General features: G+C 64.8%; 20 protein-coding genes and 1 pseudogene. 7 read left to right on the top strand and 14 right to left on the bottom strand.

Annotated elements, in window-relative coordinates:
- Window positions 1-79: pseudogene (locus B3E94_RS24270) on the bottom strand (universal stress protein); the annotation flags it as partial.
- Window positions 80-237: 158 nt separating this feature from the next.
- On the opposite strand from B3E94_RS24270, the gene B3E94_RS24265 reads away from it, so the two are divergent.
- From B3E94_RS24265 to B3E94_RS24245, 5 genes are all read left to right on the top strand, one after another.
- Entirely contained in the window at window positions 238-1260 is a 1023-nt protein-coding gene (locus B3E94_RS24265) for a DUF5924 family protein (RefSeq protein ID WP_176515894.1), read from the top strand.
- Between the two features lie 155 nt (window positions 1261-1415).
- Entirely contained in the window at window positions 1416-2549 is a 1134-nt protein-coding gene (locus B3E94_RS24260; RefSeq protein WP_286915535.1) for an MlaE family ABC transporter permease, read from the top strand.
- Window positions 2546-3337, top strand: a complete 792-nt coding sequence (locus B3E94_RS24255) for an ABC transporter ATP-binding protein (RefSeq protein ID WP_176515899.1) — start codon at window positions 2546-2548, stop codon at window positions 3335-3337. The genes B3E94_RS24260 and B3E94_RS24255 overlap by 4 nt, the downstream gene beginning before the upstream one ends.
- 3 nt (window positions 3338-3340) lie before the next feature.
- Window positions 3341-4279 carry an MlaD family protein gene (locus tag B3E94_RS24250; RefSeq protein WP_286915533.1) on the top strand — a complete coding sequence of 313 codons (939 nt, stop codon included), beginning with the start codon at window positions 3341-3343 and terminating at the stop codon, window positions 4277-4279.
- Window positions 4276-4899 carry an ABC-type transport auxiliary lipoprotein family protein gene (locus B3E94_RS24245; RefSeq protein ID WP_286915531.1) on the top strand — a complete coding sequence of 208 codons (624 nt, stop codon included), beginning with the start codon at window positions 4276-4278 and terminating at the stop codon, window positions 4897-4899. Before B3E94_RS24250 ends, B3E94_RS24245 begins: the two co-directional genes overlap by 4 nt.
- Here B3E94_RS24245 and B3E94_RS24240 read toward each other — a convergent pair.
- From B3E94_RS24240 to B3E94_RS24215, 6 genes are all read right to left on the bottom strand, one after another.
- On the bottom strand, window positions 4881-6110 hold the full coding sequence (locus B3E94_RS24240; protein ID WP_286915530.1) for a nucleoside recognition domain-containing protein: 1230 nt from the start codon (window positions 6108-6110) through the stop codon (window positions 4881-4883). The genes B3E94_RS24245 and B3E94_RS24240 overlap by 19 nt on opposite strands.
- 202 nt (window positions 6111-6312) lie before the next feature.
- Window positions 6313-7641 carry a glutamate/aspartate:proton symporter GltP gene (gltP, locus tag B3E94_RS24235; RefSeq protein WP_176515907.1) on the bottom strand — a complete coding sequence of 443 codons (1329 nt, stop codon included), beginning with the start codon at window positions 7639-7641 and terminating at the stop codon, window positions 6313-6315.
- A 737-nt stretch (window positions 7642-8378) separates the two neighbouring features.
- Window positions 8379-8849, bottom strand: coding sequence for an inhibitor of vertebrate lysozyme family protein (locus tag B3E94_RS24230; protein ID WP_176515911.1), 471 nt, complete (start codon window positions 8847-8849; stop codon window positions 8379-8381).
- A 2-nt stretch (window positions 8850-8851) separates the two neighbouring features.
- A complete protein-coding gene (locus B3E94_RS24225) occupies window positions 8852-9013 on the bottom strand; it encodes a DUF1328 domain-containing protein (protein ID WP_176515913.1) in 162 nt (53 codons plus the stop codon).
- 42 nt (window positions 9014-9055) lie between these two features.
- Window positions 9056-9340 (bottom strand): hypothetical protein, encoded by a 285-nt coding sequence (locus B3E94_RS24220; protein WP_176515915.1) that lies wholly within the window; start codon window positions 9338-9340, stop codon window positions 9056-9058.
- Window positions 9341-9514: 174 nt separating this feature from the next.
- Window positions 9515-10336 (bottom strand): BON domain-containing protein, encoded by an 822-nt coding sequence (locus B3E94_RS24215; RefSeq protein ID WP_286915529.1) that lies wholly within the window; start codon window positions 10334-10336, stop codon window positions 9515-9517.
- 210 nt (window positions 10337-10546) lie between these two features.
- Here B3E94_RS24215 and algB point away from each other — a divergent pair, with 210 nt between their 5' ends.
- Window positions 10547-11893 carry a sigma-54-dependent response regulator transcription factor AlgB gene (algB, locus tag B3E94_RS24210; protein WP_286915528.1) on the top strand — a complete coding sequence of 449 codons (1347 nt, stop codon included), beginning with the start codon at window positions 10547-10549 and terminating at the stop codon, window positions 11891-11893.
- Window positions 11890-13668 (top strand): KinB sensor domain-containing domain, encoded by a 1779-nt coding sequence (locus B3E94_RS24205; protein ID WP_286915527.1) that lies wholly within the window; start codon window positions 11890-11892, stop codon window positions 13666-13668. The genes algB and B3E94_RS24205 overlap by 4 nt, the downstream gene beginning before the upstream one ends.
- Before the next feature lie 9 nt (window positions 13669-13677).
- On the opposite strand, the gene B3E94_RS24200 is transcribed toward B3E94_RS24205, so the two are convergent.
- The 7 genes from B3E94_RS24200 to B3E94_RS24170 form a co-directional block, all read right to left on the bottom strand.
- Window positions 13678-15297 carry an EAL domain-containing protein gene (locus B3E94_RS24200; RefSeq protein WP_236236240.1) on the bottom strand — a complete coding sequence of 540 codons (1620 nt, stop codon included), beginning with the start codon at window positions 15295-15297 and terminating at the stop codon, window positions 13678-13680.
- Window positions 15298-15368: 71 nt separating this feature from the next.
- Window positions 15369-16145, bottom strand: a complete 777-nt coding sequence (locus tag B3E94_RS24195) for an N-acetylmuramoyl-L-alanine amidase (protein WP_176515926.1) — start codon at window positions 16143-16145, stop codon at window positions 15369-15371.
- 79 nt (window positions 16146-16224) lie between these two features.
- Window positions 16225-16614 carry a hypothetical protein gene (locus tag B3E94_RS24190; protein ID WP_176515929.1) on the bottom strand — a complete coding sequence of 130 codons (390 nt, stop codon included), beginning with the start codon at window positions 16612-16614 and terminating at the stop codon, window positions 16225-16227.
- A gap of 93 nt (window positions 16615-16707) precedes the next feature.
- The gene (locus B3E94_RS24185) at window positions 16708-18615 is read right to left on the bottom strand and encodes a GGDEF domain-containing protein (RefSeq protein ID WP_286915526.1); all 1908 of its coding nucleotides are present in this window, start codon (window positions 18613-18615) and stop codon (window positions 16708-16710) included.
- 96 nt (window positions 18616-18711) lie between these two features.
- The gene (locus B3E94_RS24180) at window positions 18712-19566 is read right to left on the bottom strand and encodes an endonuclease/exonuclease/phosphatase family protein (protein ID WP_176515933.1); all 855 of its coding nucleotides are present in this window, start codon (window positions 19564-19566) and stop codon (window positions 18712-18714) included.
- A 12-nt stretch (window positions 19567-19578) separates the two neighbouring features.
- Window positions 19579-20214, bottom strand: coding sequence for a thiol:disulfide interchange protein DsbA (gene dsbA / locus B3E94_RS24175; RefSeq protein WP_176515935.1), 636 nt, complete (start codon window positions 20212-20214; stop codon window positions 19579-19581).
- A 153-nt stretch (window positions 20215-20367) separates the two neighbouring features.
- Window positions 20368-20974: c-type cytochrome (locus tag B3E94_RS24170; protein ID WP_286915525.1), on the bottom strand; the 607-nt coding region annotated here is incomplete at its 5' end.

Here is a 20974-nt window from a genome sequence, read left to right as displayed (position 1 = left end):
GGCAGTAGCGGCGGGCGAGGGCGAGCAGGGCAGTGGAAGCGGGGGAGGCGTCGATGGCGATCAGGACGGGGGTGGGCATGTGGGGGCCTTCTTGAAGCAGGTTGAATGGTTGCCAGTACCGGCCCTATCGCCGGCAAGCCGGCTCCCACAGGAAAAACCACAGGCAGTGGCGTTCTGTGGGAGCTGGCTTGCCAGCGATAGGGCCGGCAGCCTTTCCATAAAATCGTTGCAGCCCCAATGCCCCCTATCCCCCATTTCGTCCAGCGCGTCATCGAACTGCTCAAACGCTACCCCGGCGTCATCGCCCTCGGCGGTTTTCTCTCTGGCATCGGCAGCTTCATCCTGGTCGACCGCCAGGCCGGCCTGGCCAGCTGGGTCGCCATTCTGTTGCTGGTCAGCTGGGTCTGGCTGATGCTGGAGAACGCCCTCACCGGCCTGTTCGCCCGCACCTTCAAACGCGAGATCCCACAACCGCTGCTGCGCTACGCGACGCAGATGATCCACCAGGAAAGCCTGTTCTTCGTCTTGCCGTTCTTCTTCATCACCACCACCTGGAACAGCCTGCAGCTGGTGTTCACCGGCCTGCTCGGCGCTGCCGGGCTGGTGTCGATCATCGACCCGCTGTACTACAAGTGGCTGGCGCCACGGCGCTGGCTGTTCATGGCGTTTCACACCCTGACACTGTTCGCGGCGCTGCTGACCGCGCTGCCGATCATCCTGCACCTGACCACCGCGCAAAGCTTCAAGCTGGCGTTGATCGCGGCGATGGCGCTGTCGTTCCCCAGCCTGATCAGCAGCTTCCCGATCAGTACCTGGCGCCGTGGCGTGGCCCTGGTGCTGGTGACCCTGGCCGTGGGCGGCGGTGGCTGGCTGCTGCGCTCGTGGGTGCCGCCGGCGACCTTGTGGATGACCGAGGTGGCGGTCAGCACCGAAGTGCTCAATCGCCAGCCCGGCGAGTCGCTGGAAGAAATCGCCGCCAGCCGCATCCGCAGCGCCGGCCTGTATGCCTATACCGCCATCAACGCACCGCGCGGGCTCAACGAGCGCATCTACCACGTGTGGCAGAAGGACGGCCAGGAGGTCGACCGCATTGCCCTGGATATCCACGGCGGGCGCAAGGAAGGCTACCGGGCCTGGACTCACAAGCAGAACTTCCCGCCCAACCCGGTGGGCAAGTGGCAGGTGCGGGTGCTGACCGAGGATGGCCAGGTGATCGGCGTGCTGCGCTTCAAGGTGGTCGACGACGCCCCGGCGGGCTGATGCAAAAGGGCTGCTTTGCAGCCCCATCGCCGGCAAGCCGGCTCCCACAGGCAAGGGCAGTGAGGTCCCTGTGGGAGCCGGCTTGCCGGCGATAGGGCCAAGACAGGCACGCTGCGCTATGATCAGCCTCTACGCCCCTGCGGGCTGTCAGATGCATGGAGCCTATGACCACTCCCAGCGCCACCCTGGACACCAGCTGCCAACCGGCCTGCCTGCGTATCGCCGGTGACTGGACCCTGGCCCACTACGCCAGCCTCAGGCGCGACAGCGAGCAGCTGCGCACGCAAGCCACAGGCGACGCCATCGCCGACCTCAGCCAACTGGGCCGCCTGGACACCGCCGGGGCCGCGCTGCTGGCCGAGCTGCTCGGCACCGAGCGCCTGAACCACTGCACCAACGACCTGCCCGAAGCCAGCCGCGCCCTGCTCAAGACCGTCTACACCTCGGTGCAGGACTATTGCATCCCGGTCAAGGCGCCCGAACGCAACGTGCTGCTGCAACTGCTGGAGCGCATCGGCTGCGCGGTCGGCACGCTCTGGCAAGACAGCATGCAACTGCTCGGCTTCGTTGGCCTGATCCTCGAAACCCTGCTGCGCCGGCTGTTCCAGCCCCACCGCTGGCGCGTCACCCCGGTGGTCGCGCACATCGAGCAGACCGGCCTCGACGCCGCCCCCATCGTCGCCTTGCTGACCTTTCTGGTGGGCGCGGTGGTGGCCTTTCTCGGCGCCACGGTGCTGGCCGCTTTCGGCGCGACCATCTTCACCGTCGACCTGGTGGCCTTCTCGTTCCTGCGCGAATTCGCCGTGCTGCTGACCGCCATCCTCATGGCCGGGCGCACCGCCAGCTCCTTCACCGCGCAGATCGGCTCGATGAAGGCCAACGAAGAAATCGACGCCATCCGCACCCTGGGCCTGAACCCCATCGAGCTGCTGGTGGTGCCGCGGGTGCTGGCACTGCTGATTTCGCTGCCGCTTTTGACCTTCGTGGCGATGATCTGCGGCATCGTCGGCGGCGCGGTGGTGTGCGCCCTGACCCTGGATATTTCACCGGCGATGTTCCTTTCGCTGCTGCAGAGCGACATCGGCGTGCAGCACTTTCTGGTCGGCCTGGCCAAGGCCCCGTTCTTCGCCTTCCTGATCGCCGCCATCGGCTGCCTGGAAGGCTTCAAGGTCAGCGGCAGCGCCGAGTCGGTCGGCGCCCATACCACCTCCAGCGTGGTGCAATCGATTTTCGTGGTCATCGTGCTGGATGCCGTGGCCGCGCTGTTCTGCATGGAGATGGGCTGGTGACGGGCCAACAAGCGGTGATCGAGGCGCGTGGCATCTGCAACCGCTTCGGCAGCCAGGTCGTGCACGAGCACCTGGACCTGGACCTGTACCGTGGCGAAATCCTCGCCGTGGTCGGTGGCTCGGGCAGCGGCAAGTCGGTGCTGCTGCGCAGCATCATCGGCCTGCGCCGGCCCAACGAGGGGCTGATCAAGGTGTTCGGCGAAGACCTGGCGAGCCTGGGCGAGGAGCAACGTTCGCTGGTCGAGCGGCGCTTTGGCGTACTGTTTCAGAAGGGCGCGCTGTTCTCCTCGCTGACCGTCACCGAGAACGTGGCCCTGCCGCTGATCGAGCATGCCGGGTTGTCGCGCGACGATGCCGAGCACCTGGCCGGGGTCAAGCTGGCCCTGGCCGGCCTGCCGCTGTCGGCTGCCGACAAGTACCCGTCGTCGCTGTCCGGCGGCATGATCAAGCGCGCCGCACTGGCTCGGGCGCTGGCCCTGGACCCGGACATCCTGTTCCTCGACGAACCTACCGCCGGCCTCGACCCGATCGGCGCCGCCGCCTTCGACCAGTTGATCCTGACCTTGCGCGATGCCCTGGGCCTGAGCGTGTTCCTCATCACCCACGACCTGGACACCCTCTACACCATCACCGACCGCGTCGCCGTGCTGTCGCAGAAAAAAGTGCTGGTCGCCGGCCCCCTGGCCGAGGTCGAGCAAACCAACGACCCGTGGATTCACGAATACTTTCACGGCCCACGCGGGCGCGCTGCCGAACAGGCCGCCGCCAGCGCCGGGCAGGAGCGCTGAACGATGGAAACCCGAGCTCATCACGTTCTCATCGGCCTGGTCACCGTGGTGGTGGTGGTCGGTGCCATGCTGTTCGGCCTGTGGCTGACCAAGTCCAGTGTCGACGACGCCTTCAAGGACTACGAAGTGGTCTTCAACGAGGCCGTCTCGGGCCTGTCGCGCGGCAGCCCGGTGCAGTACAACGGCATCAAGGTGGGCGATGTCACCAGCCTGCGCCTGGACCCCAAGGACCCGCGCCGGGTGCTGGCGCGGGTGCGCCTGAGCGGCGACACCCCGGTGAAGGAAGACACCCAGGCCAAGCTGACCCTGGCCGGGGTCACCGGCAACTCGTTCATCCAGCTCAGCGGCGGCACCCCGCAAAGCCCGGAGCTCAAGAGCAAGGATGGGCACCTGCCGGTGATCGTCGCCTCGCCCTCGCCGATCTCGCGCCTGCTCAATGACAGCAGCGACCTGGTGACCAACATCAACCTGCTGCTGCACAACGCCAACCTGATGTTCTCCGAGAGCAATATCGAGCGCCTGAGCAACACCCTGGCCAACCTCGAGCAAACCACCGGCGCCTTCGCCAACCAGAAGGGCGGCATTGGCGCGGCCATCGAGCAACTGGCCCAGGTCGGCAAGCAGGCCAATGCCACCCTGGCCGAAACCCAGGCGCTGATGCGCAACGCCAACGGCCTGCTCGGCAACGAGGGCAAGCAGGCCATCGGCAGCGCCGAGCAGGCCATGCAGTCACTGGCGCAAAGCACGGCAACCATCAACAGCCTGCTGCAGGACAACCGCCAGTCGATCGACGACGGCGCGCAAGGGCTGAACCAGCTGACCCCCGCCATCCGCGAGCTGCGCGAGACGCTCAATTCGCTCAAGGGCATTTCCCGGCGCCTGGAGGCCGACCCGAGCGGCTACCTGCTCGGCCGCGACAACAACAAGGAGTTCCAGCCATGAATCCGTCGCTGCGCCTGCTGGCCCTGGCGGCCACCCTGAGCCTGGCCGCCGCCTGCTCGATCCTGCCGCAGCCGGCGCCGGTGGACATGTACCGCCTGCCGGTCAACCAGGCCAGCCGCAACGCAGCGCCGCTGGACTGGTCGCTGCGCCTGAACAAGCCGCTGGCCAGCGAAGCACTGGCCGGCCCGCGCATCGCGGTGGTGCCCGAGGGTGACGTGATCAGCAACTACAAAGGCGCGCGCTGGAGCGACCCGGTGCCCTTGCTGGTGCGCAACCGCCTGCTCGATGGGTTCCAGCGCGACGGCCGGGTGCAGCGCCTGAGCGCCGACGACAGCAACCTGCAGGCCGACTACGAACTGGTGGGCGAGCTGCAGGCGTTCCAGAGCGAGTACCGCTCAGGCGGCGCGGTGGAAGTGGTGGTCCGCTATGACGCGCGCCTGGTCCAGGGGCGCAGCCAGCGCATTCTCGCCAGCAAGCGCTTCGAAGTGCACCAGCCGCTGGCCGACCGCCAGGTGGCCGCGGTGGTGGCGGGCTTTGGCGCGGCCAGCGACAGGCTGGCCGGGCAGGTCATCGACTGGACCGTGGCCCAGGGAACCCAGGCTCAGGCGAAGAACCAGTAGCAGATGAAGATGGCCGCGATCACGCCCGACAACTCGGCCAGCAAGGCGCAGCCCACGGCGTGGCGCACCCGCTGGATACCCACCGCGCCGAAGTACACCGCCAGCACGTAGAAGGTGGTTTCGGTACTGCCCTGGATGGTCGCCGCCACCAGCGCCGGGAAGCTGTCGACACCGTGGGTCTGCATGGTCTCGATCAGCATCGCCCGGGCGGCGCTGCCGGAGAACGGCTTGACCAGCGCCGTCGGCAGGCCTTCGACGAAACGGGTGTCCATGCCTAGCCAGTTGACCGCGTGGCGAATGCCATCCAGCAGCAGCTCCAGCGCCCCGGAGGCACGCAGCACGCCCACCGCCACCAGCATCGCCACCAGGTAGGGCAACAGGCTCTTGGCCACGTCGAAGCCTTCCTTGGCGCCGTCCACGAACGCTTCGTAGACCTTCACCCGTTTCAGCGCGCCGATCACCAGGAACAGCACGATCACACCGAACAGCGTGAGGTTGCCGAGGATCGACGACAGGCTGGCCAGCGCCGCCGCCGACAGGGTGCCGAGAAAGGCCATGAAACCGCCCAGCAGCAGCGCGCCCGGGATCATGTAGGCGAGCACCACCGGGTCCCACAGGCGCAGGCGCTGCATCACCGCCACCGACAGCAGGCCGACCAGGGTCGACACGCTGGTGGCCAGCAGGATGGGCAGGAACACCAGGGTGGGGTCGGTGGCGCCTTGCTGCGCCCGGTACATGAAGATGGTCACCGGCAGCAGGGTCAGCGACGAGGCGTTGAGCACCAGGAACAGGATCTGCGCGTTGCTTGCCGTGGTGCTGCTGGGGTTGAGCTCCTGCAGCGCACGCATGGCCTTGAGGCCGATCGGCGTGGCGGCGTTGTCCAGGCCCAGGCCGTTGGCGGCGAAGTTCATGGTGATCAGGCCCAGGGCCGGGTGGCCGGGCGGCACCTCGGGCATCAACCGGGCGAACAGCGGGCCGAGTACCTTGGCCAGCCATTCGACGATGCCGGCCTGTTCGGCGATCTTCAGAAAGCCCAGCCACAGGGTCAGGGTGCCGAACAGCAGGACCATCACCTCCACCGACAGCTTGGCCATGGCGAAGATGCTCTCGACCATCGCGGCGAAGATGCCGGCGTTGCCGCCGACCAGCCATTGGGCCAGGGCGGAGACGGCCGCCACCAGGAAAAAGCCGAGCCAAAGGCCGTTTAGCATCCGTGAGTCCCCCTGAAAAATGCCTGAATGATAACGGAGATTACCGGCGAGGGCTGCGCCCTCGATTCGCGGGGCAAGCCCGCTCCCACAAAGGTTCGACAGGCAAAGAACACCCTGTGGGAGCGGGCTTGTCCCGCGAATAGGCCCTTACAGACAACAAAAAACCCCGACAGATCGGGGTTTCTTGTTCAACAGGTCAGCTTCAGCGCTTGGCGTGCTCGCCTACCGCTGCAGTTTCCTGCTTGTCGGCCATCAGCGAGGCATAGTACTGCTCGCCCTTGGCCGCGTCGTACATGCCTTCCCAACGGGCGATCACCAGGGCCGCCAGGGCGTTGCCGATCACGTTCAAAGCGGTACGCGCCATGTCCATGATGCGGTCGACACCGGCAATGAAGGCCAGGCCTTCCAGCGGGATGCCCACGCTGCCCAGGGTGGCCAGCAGTACCACGAAGGACACGCCCGGCACGCCGGCGATGCCTTTGGAGGTGACCATCAGGGTCAGCACCAGCAGCAGCTGCTGGCTCCAGGACAGGTCGATGCCGTAGAGCTGGGCGATGAAGATGGCCGCGATGCTCTGGTACAGGGTCGAACCGTCGAGGTTGAACGAGTAGCCGGTCGGTACCACGAACGAGCAGATCGACTTCGGCGCACCGTACTTCTCCATCTTCTCGATCACGCGCGGCAGCACGGTCTCGGAGCTGGAGGTGGAGTAGGCGAGGATCAGCTCATCTTTCATGATGCGCATGATCTTGATCACCGAGAAGCCGAACAGGCGCGCCACCAGGCCCAGCACCATGAAGGCGAAGAAGGCGATGGCGAAGTACACCAGCAGCACCAGCTTGGCCAGCGGCAGCAGCGAGCTGAAGCCGAAGTTGGCGACCGTCACGGCGATCAGGGCGAACACGCCGATCGGGGCGTAGTTCATGATCATGTGGGTGACCTTGAACATGGTCTCCGACACGCCCTGGAAGGTACGCACCAGCGGCTCGCGCAGGTCTGCCTGCAGGCTGGAGAGGCCCAGGCCGAACAGCACCGAGAAGAAGATGATCGGCAGCATTTCGCCACGCATCAGCGCCGCGAAGATGTTCGACGGGATCAGGTTGAGCAGGGTCTCGATGAACGCATGCTCATGCTGCACCTCGGCCGCGGTGGCCTGGTACTTGGAGATGTCCACGGTACCCAGGGTGCTCATGTCGATGCCGGCGCCCGGGTGGAACACGTTGGCCAACACCAGGCCGACGACGATGGCGATGGTGGTCACCACCTCGAAGTAGATGATGGTCTTCAGGCCGATACTGCCCAGTTTCTTCGCGTCGCCAACCCCGGCGATGCCCACGATCAGCGACGAAATCACGATCGGGACGACGATCATCTTGATCAGGCGAATGAAGATGTCACCGGCAGGCTGGAGAACGTTGCTGATCCACCATGCCTTTTCCGCACTGAAGTGGTTCAGCAGCGCGCCGATTGCAACGCCCAGGACCAGACCGATGACGATCTGCCAGGCGAGGCTCAGTTTTGCCTTCTTCATGTCTTTACCCTTTGTTCTAGTGGTCACGGGCACCGACCGGAAAAGCGCGTAACAGAGCCGTTGGCAACGTCACGGGCAGCATGCAGCTTCCGTCCGGAGACCCCATGTAGGGATACCGCGAGCGAGCGACTGAGCGCTCGGGCCAGCGAAAAGGCGGCAACTATTGCGATGGGAAAGGATGAAATCTAATGCCGGAAGCGTATACCCCATACCGATTATGCATACTGATCTGCGTCAAAATGAGGCACTCGCAAGCCCTTGATTTATAACGTTCGGATTCCCGAACAAGTCCAAAGCGCCATTTTTAGGCATATATGGCAGGGCGGAATGGGTGGCAGAGATGGCTTGTTCGACAATCCGAATGGCGTAAATGCCGCTTGCGCGGGCACTCGATTGGACGAAAAAAAATTGATGTACGGTCAAGACAAAATGTGTCCTGACAGCAAATTCTTGAAAGGAGGATGGAAAGATGGACATGGCGCCTCGGAAGCCAGGCCTCAATAGTGTGGGATCACCCACACCTGACCTGAAGCTTCCGATTCTGCCTTTTCCTGACCCGGCCCAATCCTGGAGGCACTCCCTGTACCCCTAGGCCACTCCGATCCTGCAACAATCAGAACAGCCCGGCCCCTTGGTCATGTGTCGCCCCTCCTCGGGGCGGCGCATCATAGAAGCGAGAACGATAAAAAGGTTCCGCTTCTATTACATGACAGCGCGCGACCGCTGGTCAGTAACGCTCAATACCACTTCGGATCGCGCTTGAGTTGCTCCTGCAGCATGGCCTTCATGCCGTCGTCCGGCTTGCCCAGCCAGCGGTACTGGGCGTGGCGGGTCGGCGACTTGTCGCTGGGCAGGCCTTCGGGTACTTCCACGAGCATCCCGTAGGCATCGTCCTTGTCCCAGCTGAAAGCCACGATCAGGCGCTTGTAGGTGCAGTTGTCCTGGGACTCGCAGAGCGGGCCGACCAGGTACTTGTCGCCATCTTCGGTGACTGCCGACATCTGCTCCTGGGCGCTGCCGGTGAGGTTGATCACCCACTCGGGCAGGCGCTCCTCGCCTTTGATCGTGTGCTGCCAGGTTTCCCGGTATTCGGGGTCCGAGCCGAGCAACTGGTCGACCCGGACCTGGCCGTCATTGGCCGCCATGGCCCCTGCGCTAGCGCCCAACAGCAGGGCGGTAGCCAGGGCGGTACGTAGCATCCTGCTCATCGTCAACCTCGATTGCGTCCAAAGAAGAAGGAGGCTACGAACAGGACCAGGAAGACAATGAACAGGATCTTCGCGATACCCGTGGCGGCGCCAGCGATACCACCGAAGCCCAGTACGGCAGCGACAATGGCGATGATGAGGAAAGTGATAGCCCAGCTCAGCATGATGCTTCTCCTTTCTTTTTTGAGATCAGTCCGGCCTTGCCGTCAGAACACCCAGCGTTCTTGCGGCACGACATTTTCAACGGTGGCCGGCGAGGTATTGGCAGTCGGCAGCGGTTGGGCTGCCTTCACCAAGGTATTGGCACGTGTTGCCTGCATATGGGTCAGCAGTGCGGTCTGCGCAGCGACCTGATCGGCCAGCCGGGCGGTTTGCACGCTGTAGTAGAAGAGGCCGGCGGCCAAGGTCAGCAGCATCGCCATCCCAAGTAACAGGACCTGGCGCAGGGGGAGTGCGACATTTTGCGAGCGGTTGACGTGTTGGCGGTTCATGCCGGTTCTCCTGCTGTAATTTTTCTTCAAACCTGAAGGGGTAATTGCAGCCTGCGTGCCAGCCATTTACATCAAATAAAATCCTTTAAAATCATGTAGTTACGTAATTTCCGCATAGCACCTGAGGACGTATCCTGCACGATGACCGATTTGGCGTCGTGCGAATTGCACGATTCAACCCTCGACCTTGGTAGCCACTTTCAGCAGGTCGGCATCCACACCGCGCACGCCGATGATCTGCCGGGCGATCTCTACGGCGATGGTTTTCTGCTCGCTGCTGACCACCTCGCCAGACAGCCGCACCATGCCTTCTTCACTGGCCACCTTGATGTTCAGGCCGTCCAGGTTGCGGCTGAAACGGAAGCTGCTCTGGATCTTGTCGACCACCCAGCCATCACTGGGCTGCGGCCCCGTGGGGGCATCGACCGGGGTTTCGCGGGCCTTGGCCATGGCCACGGTATCCAGGCTCACCAGGTTGTTGACCAGGTGCACGCCATCGGTGGTGCGTGCCAGCACACCGGCCAGCTCCTTGGCTTCGGTGCTGTCGACCTTGCCGCGCAAGGTCACCACGCCCTCGCTGCTCTGCACCTTAATGGCGGCCTTTTCGGTGATCCGGCTCCACAGCAGCCGCGCGCGGATGACCGCGGCCAAGGTGGCATCGCTCAAGCGCTGGGCGTAGGCCCGTGACTCCAGCGGCCGCTCGACCAGTTGGGCGTTGACCCGCAGCTGGTTGTCGACCTGCTCGATGCCACGGGTGGCCAACGCGACCTGCTCGGCCAGGTGGCGCTCGACCTCATTCTCCACCTCGCCCGACAGGCGCGCCGTCGGCCCCTCGACCGCCACCTGGATACGAAACGGGTTGAGCATCTGGTTCAGGGAAAGCGCCGTTTGCAACGAGCCCTCCAGGCGCGCGTCCTTGACCGGGTCGGCCATGGCAGTGGTGCAAATGGACAGGAGGCCGACCGTCAATGCGGCCGTTCGGATGGAAAAGGGCATGGTTGCACTCCTTTTGTGGGCAAAATCCATAAATCGTCGCAACCAATGTGCCATCGCCAAGCTCTAACAAAATCATCGAGATATCGGGGCTTGCGGGGGCTGTTTGGCCATTGGCTAGCATGCAAAGGACAGAATCCTTCAGAATTGACCATGCAACTTGCCCGATTTTCCCCACACTAATTGAAGACCTACCCTAAGGAGCTCAGGAAAATGGAATCCGCCCAGGACAACCAAGGCCGCATTCTGCTGGTGGACGACGAGTCCGCGATCCTGCGCACCTTCCGCTACTGCCTGGAAGACGAAGGCTACAGCGTGGCCACCGCCAACAGTGCGGCGCAGGCCGAAGCCTTGTTGCAGCGCCAGGTGTTCGACCTGTGCTTCCTCGACCTGCGCCTGGGCGAGGACAACGGCCTGGATGTACTGGCGCAGATGCGCGTCCAGGCGCCCTGGATGCGCGTGGTGATCGTTACCGCGCATTCGGCGATCGACACCGCGGTCGACGCCATCCAGGCCGGCGCCGCCGATTACCTGGTCAAGCCTTGCAGCCCCGACCAGCTGCGCCTGGCCACGGCCAAGCAGCTGGAAGTGCGCCAGCTGTCGGCGCACCTGGAAGCCCTCGAAGGCGAGGTGCGCAAACCCAAGGACGGCCTCGACTCGCACAGCCCGGCGATGATGGCGGTGCTGGAAACCGCCCGGCAGGTGGCCACCACCGATGCCAACATCCTCATTCTCGGCGAGTCGGGTACCGGTAAGGGCGAACTGGCCCGGGCCATCCATGGCTGGAGCAAGCGCGCGCGCAAAGCCTGCGTGACCATCAACTGCCCGTCGCTCAATGCCGAGCTGATGGAAAGCGAACTGTTCGGCCATACCCGCGGCGCCTTCACCGGCGCCAGCGAGAGCACCCTTGGCCGGGTCAGCCAGGCCGACGGCGGCACGCTGTTCCTCGATGAAATCGGCGACTTCCCGCTGGCGTTGCAGCCCAAACTGCTGCGTTTCATCCAGGACAAGGAGTACGAGCGGGTCGGTGACCCGGTGACCCGCCGCGCCGATGTGCGCATCCTCGCGGCGACCAACCTGAACCTCGAGGAAATGGTGCGCGAAAGCCGCTTCCGCGAAGACCTGCTGTATCGCCTCAACGTCATCACCCTGCACCTGCCGCCCCTGCGCGAGCGCAGCGAAGACATCCTGACCCTGGCCGACCGCTTCCTCGCCCGCTTCGTCAAGGAGTACTCGCGCCCGGCCCGAGGCTTCAGCGACGAGGCCCGCGCCGCGCTGCTCAACTACCGCTGGCCGGGCAACATCCGCGAGCTGCGCAACGTGATCGAGCGGGCCAGCATCATCTGCCCGCAGGAGCGGGTCGAAATCAGCCACCTGGGCATGGGCGAGCAGCCCGCCAGCAATGCCCCACGCGTGGGCGCTGCGCTGAGCCTGGATGAGCTGGAGCGCGCCCACATCGGCGCGGTGCTGGCGGCCAGCGATACCCTCGACCAGGCGGCCAAGACCTTGGGCATCGACGCCTCGACCCTCTATCGCAAACGCAAGCAGTACAACTTATGAGATGGCCGATGAAGCTGCGCACGCGGCTTTTCCTGAGCATTTCGGCACTGGTCACGGTGGCCTTGCTGGGCTTGCTGCTGGGCCTGGTGAGCGTGCTGCAGATGGCCACGATGCAGCAGCAGTCGGTGCGCGATACTACTCAGGCGCTGGAAACCGGCCTGAAGCTGCGCCAGAACCTGGGTGAGCAGCTGACCCTGATGCTCGATCAGGACACGGCCCCGCAAAGCCTGCAAACCTTGCAGCAGAACTTCCAGAGCCTGCTTCACCAAGGGCTGGAGCAAGGGGGCGAGCGCACCGGTTTCAGCAAGGCCAGCAGCAACTACCAGGCCTTTCTCCAGGCCTACCGCGACAGCCCGGCGCCGGCCGTCAGCCTGGGCGTCGACCAACCACTGGGCGCCGCCTTCAACCAGGTCCGCACCGACCTGATCGATTCCCACAAGCAGGCCCTCGACCAGATTACCCGCAGCGAGGAAATCAGCCGCGACCGGGCTATGCTGGTCAGCGGTGTGCTCGGCCTGATGGGCCTGGTGGTGCTGGTGCTGGGCTTCATTACCGCGCACAACATCGCCCGGCGCTTCGGCCAGCCGATCGAAGCCCTGGCCAAGGCGGCCGACCAGCTCGGCCAGGGCAACTTCGATGTCACCCTGCCGGTGACCCAGGCCGTCGAGCTCAACCAGCTGACGCGGCGCTTCGGCCTGATGGCCGATGCCCTGCGCAAGCACCAGGCAACAAATGTCGATGAACTGCTGGCCGGCCAGCAGCGCCTGCAGGCGGTGCTCGACAGCATCGACGACGGCTTGCTGATCATCGACCGGCAAGGGCGCCTGGAACACCTCAACCCGGTTGCCCAGCGTCAGCTTGGCTGGAGCGACAGCCGTGTCGGCACCGGCCTGGCCCAGGCCCTGCAGCGCCCGGAGCTGGAGCAGCAGCTGCGCCAGGTGCTGCGTGGCGGCAACCTGGACCGGCCGCCGGACGACTTGAGCATCGAGGTCGATGAAGAATCGCGCCTGCTGACCTACAGCCTGACCCCGGTCAGCCACCCGCAAGGGCCGATCCTCGGCGCGGTGATGGTGCTGCACGATGTCACCGAGCAGCGCGCCTTCGAGCGCGTGCGCAGCGAGTTCGTGCTGCGCGCCTCCCATGAACTGCGCACGCCGGTCACCGGCATGCACATGGCCTTCGGCCTGCTGCGCGAGCGCATCAAGTTCCCGCCCGAGGCCCGCGAGAGCGACCTTCTGGACACCATTGGCGAGGAAATGCAGCGCCTGACCCAGCTGATCAACGACCTGCTCAACTTCTCGCGCTACCAGAGCGGGCTGCAGAAGCTGGAGCTTGCCCCCTGCGCCATCGACGAGCTGCTGGCGCATGCCCAGGCACGCTTCAGCGAGCAGGCGGCGGCCAAGCGAATCGAGCTGGTCAAGGAGCTGGACCTGCCGCTGCCACGGATTCAGGCCGATGTCGCCCAGCTCGACCGGGTGCTCGACAACCTGCTGCACAACGCCATCCGCCATACCGCCAGCGGCGGGCGCATCCGCCTGCATGCCCGGCGCCATGCCGAGCGGGTGATCGTCAGCGTCGAGGACAATGGCGAAGGCATCGCCTATGGGCAACAGGGGCGGATCTTCGAGCCGTTCGTGCAGGTCGGGCGCAAGAAGGGCGGGGCCGGGCTTGGCCTGGCGCTGTGCAAGGAAATCGTGCAACTGCATGGCGGGCGCATGGGGGTGTTTTCGCGCCCGGGCCAGGGCACGCAGTTCTATATGGCCTTGCCGGTCTGAGGGCCGCCCTCAGGGCTCGTCGTCCAGGCGCTGGCGCCCGACTTGCCGGCCGCGGGTGACCAGCTCGGCGAATTGCCGGGCGTTGAGCGGGTGGGCGAACAGCCACCCCTGCCCGTAATTGACCCCTTCGCTGTTGAGCAGTACTGCCTGGGCCTCGCATTCGATGCCCTCGGCAATCACCCGCAGGTGCAGGTCATGGGCCATGCGGATGATGTGCGGGGCCACGCCGCTGCTGGCGGCATCGTGCCCGAGGGCATCGATGAAGGCCTTGTCGATCTTCAGGCAGTCCACCGGCAAGGTCTGCAGGTAGGCCAGGCTGCAATAGCCGGTGCCGAAATCGTCGATCAGCACCTGATGCCCGACGGCGCGCAGGGCTTGCAGGTTGTCACGGGCCACCACCACATCGATCAGCCCGCGCTCGGTCACCTCGAAGGCGATCTGGCTGGCTGCCACCCGGTGCAGTGCCAGCAGGCGTGCCGCCACGCGGCCGATGCGCGGCGCCATCACATCGCAGGCGGCGAGGTTCACCGAGATATAAAGGTTGCGGTGCGAGCGCAGCAACTGGCCCAACTGCTCCAGCACCCGCTGCAGAACAAAATCGGTGATCTGGCGAATCTGCCCGGTGTTCTCGGCCAGCGGGATGAACAGATCCGGGCTGGTCAGGGTGCCGTCCGGCCTTCGCCAGCGCACCAGCGCTTCGGCGCCCACGCAGCGGCGGCTGTCCAGCTCGATGATGGGCTGGTAGAGCACCTGCAATTCGCCACGGCGCAACGCGGTCTGCAATTCCGAACTCATCGAGCGGCGCTGCTGGATCAGCTGCAGCACCAGCCAGCCGATGCAGCAGGCTGCCAGCACACTGCCGGGGAACAGCAGCCAGAGCATGCCGTTCATCCTCAGCGGCAGGCTGGCCCGAGGCGCGATCAGCACCAGCTGGTAGTCCGGGGATTTGGTCGGCATGCGATACACCAGGCGGTCATGCAGCTCGAACAGCGCGTTGTTGCTGGGCGGTGGCCAGGTGCTTGCCGGAGGCCAGACCTGCGACGGGCCCAGCACCGGGATCGCCCGGGTGCCATTGTCGAGCACCACCAGCAGGCTGCCACCCGGCGGCAAGTCGACCACATCGGTGAGGTGCCCGCGTGAGGTGGACACCAAAAAATTGCCCCGCGCGAGCATCAGCGCGGCGAGGTTCTCGTTGGGTTCGGTGGTGGTGTTGAGCCAGTAGCTGTAGGTCGGGCCCTGGATATCCGGCGCCCGCGTGGGCACGAAGGCCCTGGCGCCGCCGCGGTTGGAGCAGGCGACATTGCTGTCGACATAAGCCGCCTCATAAATGAAGCGAGACCCCAAGCCCACCTGTTGCAGCAATGCCAGCATGGCCGGGCTGCATCCACGCAATGGCTGCGACTGCAACTCGTCGACGCCCTCGCGCAGCTGGCCGAACACCTGCTCGAGGCGGTCGAGAAAGCGCTCGCCCTGGGCGTTCATCTGCGCGCTTTCGCTTTCCTTCATCTGTTGCAGGGCAATGGCGATGCTGGCGGTGAGCAAGACTGCGGCGCTGGCCACCGCTGCCAAAGTGGCCAGCATCCAGGGTTGGTAAAAAAATTGGCGCAGTGCAGTTATCAGGGCCGACATGGGCAGCATCCAGTTGATATACAAGGTATAGCAACTGGATGGAGGATTGCCCTGGCCGTTGGGCGGAGGAGTCAGCGGGTGCGGTTGAGCACTTGCAGCATGGCGGCCGTCTGGGCATCAGGCGTGCCATCGAAGCGCTGTGGGCGGAAGCGCATCTGGAAGGCCGCGATGACGTGACGGGTGGCGACATCGAGCACCCCGGTCTGCTCGATCGCGTAGCCAAAGCGCGCCAGCTCCTGCTGGAACCAGCCGATGCTCGGCGGGTTGGCGCTGAAGTAGGCCTGCTGGCGGGCCACGGCATTGGCCTCGGGCCATACCCCAAGCCCCTCGTCGGCCAGGCGCTTCCAGGGGAACAGCGGCCCCGGGTCGAGCTTGCGCAGCGGCGCGATGTCGCTGTGGCCGATGATGTGCCGCGGCTCGATGTTGTTGCGCTTGACGATGTCCTTGAGCAGGGCGATCAGCGACTGGATCTGCGCCTCGCTGTAGGGGTACCACACACGGCCGTTGGGGGTGTCGTCGAACCCGGGGTTGACGATTTCGATGCCGATGGAGCTGGAGTTGAGCCAGGTGCGCCCCTGCCATTGGCTGTCGCCGGCGTGCCAGGCGCGGCGGTTTTCGTCGACCAGCTGATAGACCGTGGCCGGGCCGTCGCCGATCAGGTAGTGGGCGCTGACTTCACCCTGGGTCAGCAGCGCCAGCGAACGCTCCAGCGACGCATTGGTGTAATGCAGGACGACGAACTGGATGCGGTTGTCCTGGTTGGCCGAAGGGTGGCTGCGATCGATCCGCAGGCCTGTGGAGCAGCCCGTCAGGATCAGCAGAGCGAGCGCGGTGAAAAGCGTTTTCATCAGGAGGGGCACGTCGATTTGAAGTAAGCGTGCCCATCAGTATAACGAGCCCCTGCCCGGTGTTCTGGATATCCTTGTATCAGCGCGTGCACATCAGCAGGAACTCCATCGAATTGTCGCCACTGGGGCCGTCGACATCGACCAGCTGCGTATTGACCGTAACGCTCTCGTAGGTTGGCTTGCCGACTACCTTGGCGTGGCCATGCACAAGGCGTTGCTCGGAGCTGGCGTCAATTGCAGACACCGCGCAGAAGCCGGGGTCCTGGTGCACGATGCGCTTGTTGAAATGCAGCTTGTACTGGCTGAAATAGTTGTCTTGAGGGGTGTGCTCCACCCGCTCGATCCATGCAGGCCAAGCCCGCACCACCTCGCCAGCGGCATTGATGTGCGCGGTCCAGAGCACGTCCCTGGCCATCGCAGCGGAGTGAAAGGCGAAACCTGACAGCAACACCAAAAACCATTTTTTCATCATCAATCTCCTGAAGCAGTGGGTAGATAACCGGGGCATCGAAGCCTCGACACCCGGCCAGCCAGTCTCGGCTCGCCACTGCCCAGGAAGGTGCTACATGTCTACCACCCGATTACGCCCCAGGTCCTTGGCCTTGTAGAGCGCCGCATCGGCACGCTTGAGCACCTGGTCGCCGCGCTCGCCAGAGCGGAAGGCGCTCACGCCGATGGATGTGGTGATGACCACGCGCTCGCCTTTGAAATGGAACGGGCAGGCCTCGATCGCGGCGCGCAGCACTTCGGCGACCTGGGCCGCGGCGGCAGGCGAGGTCTGCGGCAGCAGCACGACGAATTCCTCGCCGCCGAAACGGGCGATGAAGTCGCGTGCCCGCAGGCGCTTGCGCAACTGATCGGCGACGATCTTCAGTACTTTGTCGCCGGCCAGGTGGCCGTAGCTGTCGTTGATGCGCTTGAAGTGGTCGAGGTCGAGAATCGCCATCGCCAGGTGGCCGCCATGCTCCTGCCAGTCGAGCATCTCGCGCTCGACCTGCTCGCTCCAGGCTGCGCGGTTGGGCAGGCCGGTCAGGGGGTCGATCAGGGCCTTCTGGCGCTGCTCTTCGAGGTGCTCGCGATAGCCCAGGGCTTCCTGCTCCATGCTCGCCACCCGTTCGGCCAAACCTTGCAGGCGCCCGGCCAGTTCCTGCTCGCGGCGGTCGCGTTCCTGCTGGTGGTCGTCCATGGTGACCAGCAGGCCTTCCAGGCGGTTTTCCAGAATGTGCTTGAGGCTGTCGACGTCGGCCGCGCCCTGCACGCTGCTCTGCAGGCCATCGACCTGCTCGCGCAGCTGGCTGTCCAGTTCACGCGCGGCGGTGCTGTTGTCGGCATGGCCGGCGCTGGCTTCGTGCAGGTGGCTCTGGAAGGTTTCCAGGCGCTCGTTGAGCTGCTGCAGATAGGTTTCGAACTCGTGCTGGCCGCTGTCGGTGATGGCCAGCATGAGCACGGCGAGATCATCGAGCACCGGAATCAGTTCGTACCAGTTCAGCCCGCGCGCCACCCGCTCGCGCATCGCCAGGGCCTGGGCCTTGTGACGCTCGGGCAGGCTGAGGTCATCCAGCAGGCCGATCAGCGTCTGCTCGATATGCGCGGCCACCTGGCTGTAAGGCGGCTCGACCGCGTCCGGAAGCGAGTAGGGGCCGTCTTCGCCGAAGGTTTCCTCGAGGCTCGCCAGGACCTCAGGTTCAGCAGTCGCGTCCTCGGGCAATGCCTGCTCATCTGCCGCAGGCTCGGCGATGGCTGCCTGCTCCACGACGGCTGCCTCGGGCTCTGGCTGTGCAGGCTCTTCTGGCGGCGGCGGTGCAAGCGGGCTCAGCTCATCGGCATCCCTTGGCGGCAGGTCCACCAGCACGGGGCCGTCAGGTAATGGCCGCTGCGGCGCTTCAGCCGGCGCATCGGCAACCACGGGCGCCGGGTGGGTATCGCTCGGTTCCTGCGGCTCGTCTTCGCGGTTACCGAACAGGCGCTGCAAAAGCCCAGGCTTGGCTTGATCCTCCGACTTGCCCAGCGACGCCAACGCGCGCCCTTGCAGGCCGCTGAGTTCACCCAGCAGCGGGGGCAGCTCGCGTGACTGGCTGACACCCCCATCGAGTTTTTTCGCCAGCTTCTTCAGCGGCCGCGAAACCTCACCGGGCAGCGGCAGGCCTTGAAGCTGGGTCACCAGCGCGGTCAGCGCATCGCTGACCTGGTTCATGCGCGTTTCGCGGCGTTGCTCGGAGTCGAGCACGGCCTTTTCCAGGCGTGGAATCAGCCCGGCAAGGCCGGCGTCCATGTTGTCGCTGCGGATGACCTCGCGCATTTCCTTCATGCACTGGTCAACGACCTTGTCGCTGCCTTCTGCGGCAAGGGAGCTGCGCACCAGGCCACGGCGCAGCAAGTCGAGGCGGGCAGCCCAGCGGCGCTCGAGCTTTTCCTGCTGTTCGATGCTTTTTAGGTATTTTTCTTTCCAGCGCTCGGCTTCTTCGGTCATGCCTGGATCCGCAACGGGTAATGCATCTGGGGGACGTGATTACACGCTGTCGGCGCGCGCCCCGAACACTTGAGGGTGCAGGCGGCTTTTGCTGATCTAGCGCAAGACCGGCAGCGTATCCACAGTCAGTGCATCAGGCAATCGGATCTCCACGGCGACCGGGAGGTGGTCGGATATCGGCTGCGCCAGCACCTCGACCCGCTCCAGGGTCAGGCTCGAGCTGAGCAGGATATGGTCCAGGCAGCGCTGCGGGCGCCAGCTGGGGAAGGTTGCTTCGACCTGCGGGGCAATCAGGCCCAGGTCGCGCAAGGGGGAATGGTCGAGCAGGTCGGTGGCATGGGTATTCATGTCGCCCATCAGCACCTGATGGCGGTAGCCGCCGATCAGCTCGCGGATGTAGGCCAGCTGGCGGGCGCGGGTCTTGGCCCCCAGGGCCAGGTGCATCATCACCACGATCAGCGCATCTTCACCTTCGCCGAAGCGCACCAGGATCGCACCACGGCCGGCCGGGCCGGGCAGGGGGTGGTCTTCGAGCAGTTGCGGCTTGAGGCGGCTGAGCACGCCGTTGCTGTGCTGGGCGAAGCGCCCGAGGTTGCGGTTGAGCTGCTGGTACCAGTAGGGGAAGGCGCCCAGGTGGGCGAGGTGTTCGACCTGGTTGACGTAGCCTGAACGCAGGCTGCCGCCGTCGGCTTCCTGCAGGGCCACCAGGTCGAACTCGCCGAGCAGCTCGCCAATCTTCTGCAGGTTGCCGGCACGCCCGTTGTGCGGCAGCAGGTGCTGCCAGCTGCGGGTCAGGTAATGGCGATAACGCTCGGTGCTGATGCCCACCTGGATATTGAAGCTGAGCAGCCGCAGGCGACCATCCTCAGGCAGGCCGGGAGCCTGCAGGTGATGCTCGTTGACCTGCGGCTGGTGCAGGCCAATGCCACGCGCGGATCGGAAACGGCGCATGGGGTCCGCCGCTTACTTAGCGGCGCGCTCCTTGGCGATCAGCTGGTCGGCGACGTTCAGCACGCCGTCCGGGCCACCGGCGGTGCCCAGGTCGAAGCGGTACTTGCCGTTGACCACCATGCTCGGAACACCGGTGATTTCATACTTCTTCGCCAGTTCCTTGGCCTGGGCGACCTGGCCCTTGATGGCGAAGGAGTTGAAGGTCGCGAGGAACTTGTCCTTGTCGACACCCTGGGTGGCGAGGAAGTCGGCCATGTCTTTAGGGTCGGTCAGGCGCTTGTGCTGGTTCTGGATGGCGTCGAAGACGGCAGCGTGAACCTTCTGCTCGACGCCCATGGCTTCGAGGGTCAGGAACATCTGGCCGTGGGCGTCCCAAGGGCCGCCGAACATGGCTGGTACGCGCTTGAAGTTGACGTCCTTGGGCAGTTTTTCCGCCCATGGGTTGATGGTCGGCTCGAAGTGGTAGCAGTGGGGGCAGCCATACCAGAACAGCTCGACCACTTCGATCTTGCCGGGCACGGATACCGGAACAGGGTTGCTCAGCTCGATGTATTCCTTGCCGGCCGTGGCAGGTTCTGCTGCCTGTACGGCGGCCATACCGAATACGCTGGCAGCGACCAGCGCAGCGCTGAGAATCAGTTTACGCATGCTTTACTCCTGAGCAGTCATTGGTCGCCTCGACGCGACCTGTGTTCAGACAGGTCGGGAAGGGCCCGAGTTCTGTAGTGTACCGGCTGCGGACAGAAAAAAGGGCGGCCCGCGCCGCCCTTTCATCTTTACCTTTGGCGCATTAACCGAATGTTAATGCAGGCCCTGGATGTAGCTGGACAGCGCCTGGATGTCCTTGTTGCTCAGCTTGCTGGAGATGGAGCGCATGATGGCCGCATCGCCATCGTTGGTGCGCTCGCCTTCGCGGAAGTCGGTCAGCTGCTTGGCCACGTACTGGGAATGCTGGCCACCCAGGTGGGGGAAGCCTGCCAGGGCGATGCCCGCGCCATTGGGCGAGTGGCAACCGATACAGGCCGGCATGCCTTTCTCCAGGTCGCCCCCGTTGAACAAGGCCTTGCCGCGCTCGACCAGTGCCGGGTCGGCGGCGCCCACGCTGCCTTTCTGGCTGGAGAAGTAGGCGGCGATGTCGGCCAGGTCCTGGTCACTGAAATTGGCCAGCATGCCGGTCATTTCCAGCACGGTGCGCTTGCCCGACTTGATGTCGTGCAGCTGTTTCTCCAGGTAGCGCTGGCCCTGACCGGCCAGTTTCGGGAAGTTCGGCGCCAGGCTGTTGCCGTCGGGGTTGTGGCAGGCCCCACAAACGGCCGTTTTGGCCTGGCCGGCGGCGGCATCGCCTTTGATGGGGTCAGCAGCAGTGGCTGCACCGGCGACACCCATGGTCAACAGCAGACTCACGACT

This window comes from Pseudomonas sp. UBA6315 (assembly GCF_002438125.1).
GTDB lineage: Bacteria > Pseudomonadota > Gammaproteobacteria > Pseudomonadales > Pseudomonadaceae > Aquipseudomonas > Aquipseudomonas faucium.
This window is presented reverse-complemented; position numbering and strand designations above follow the sequence as displayed.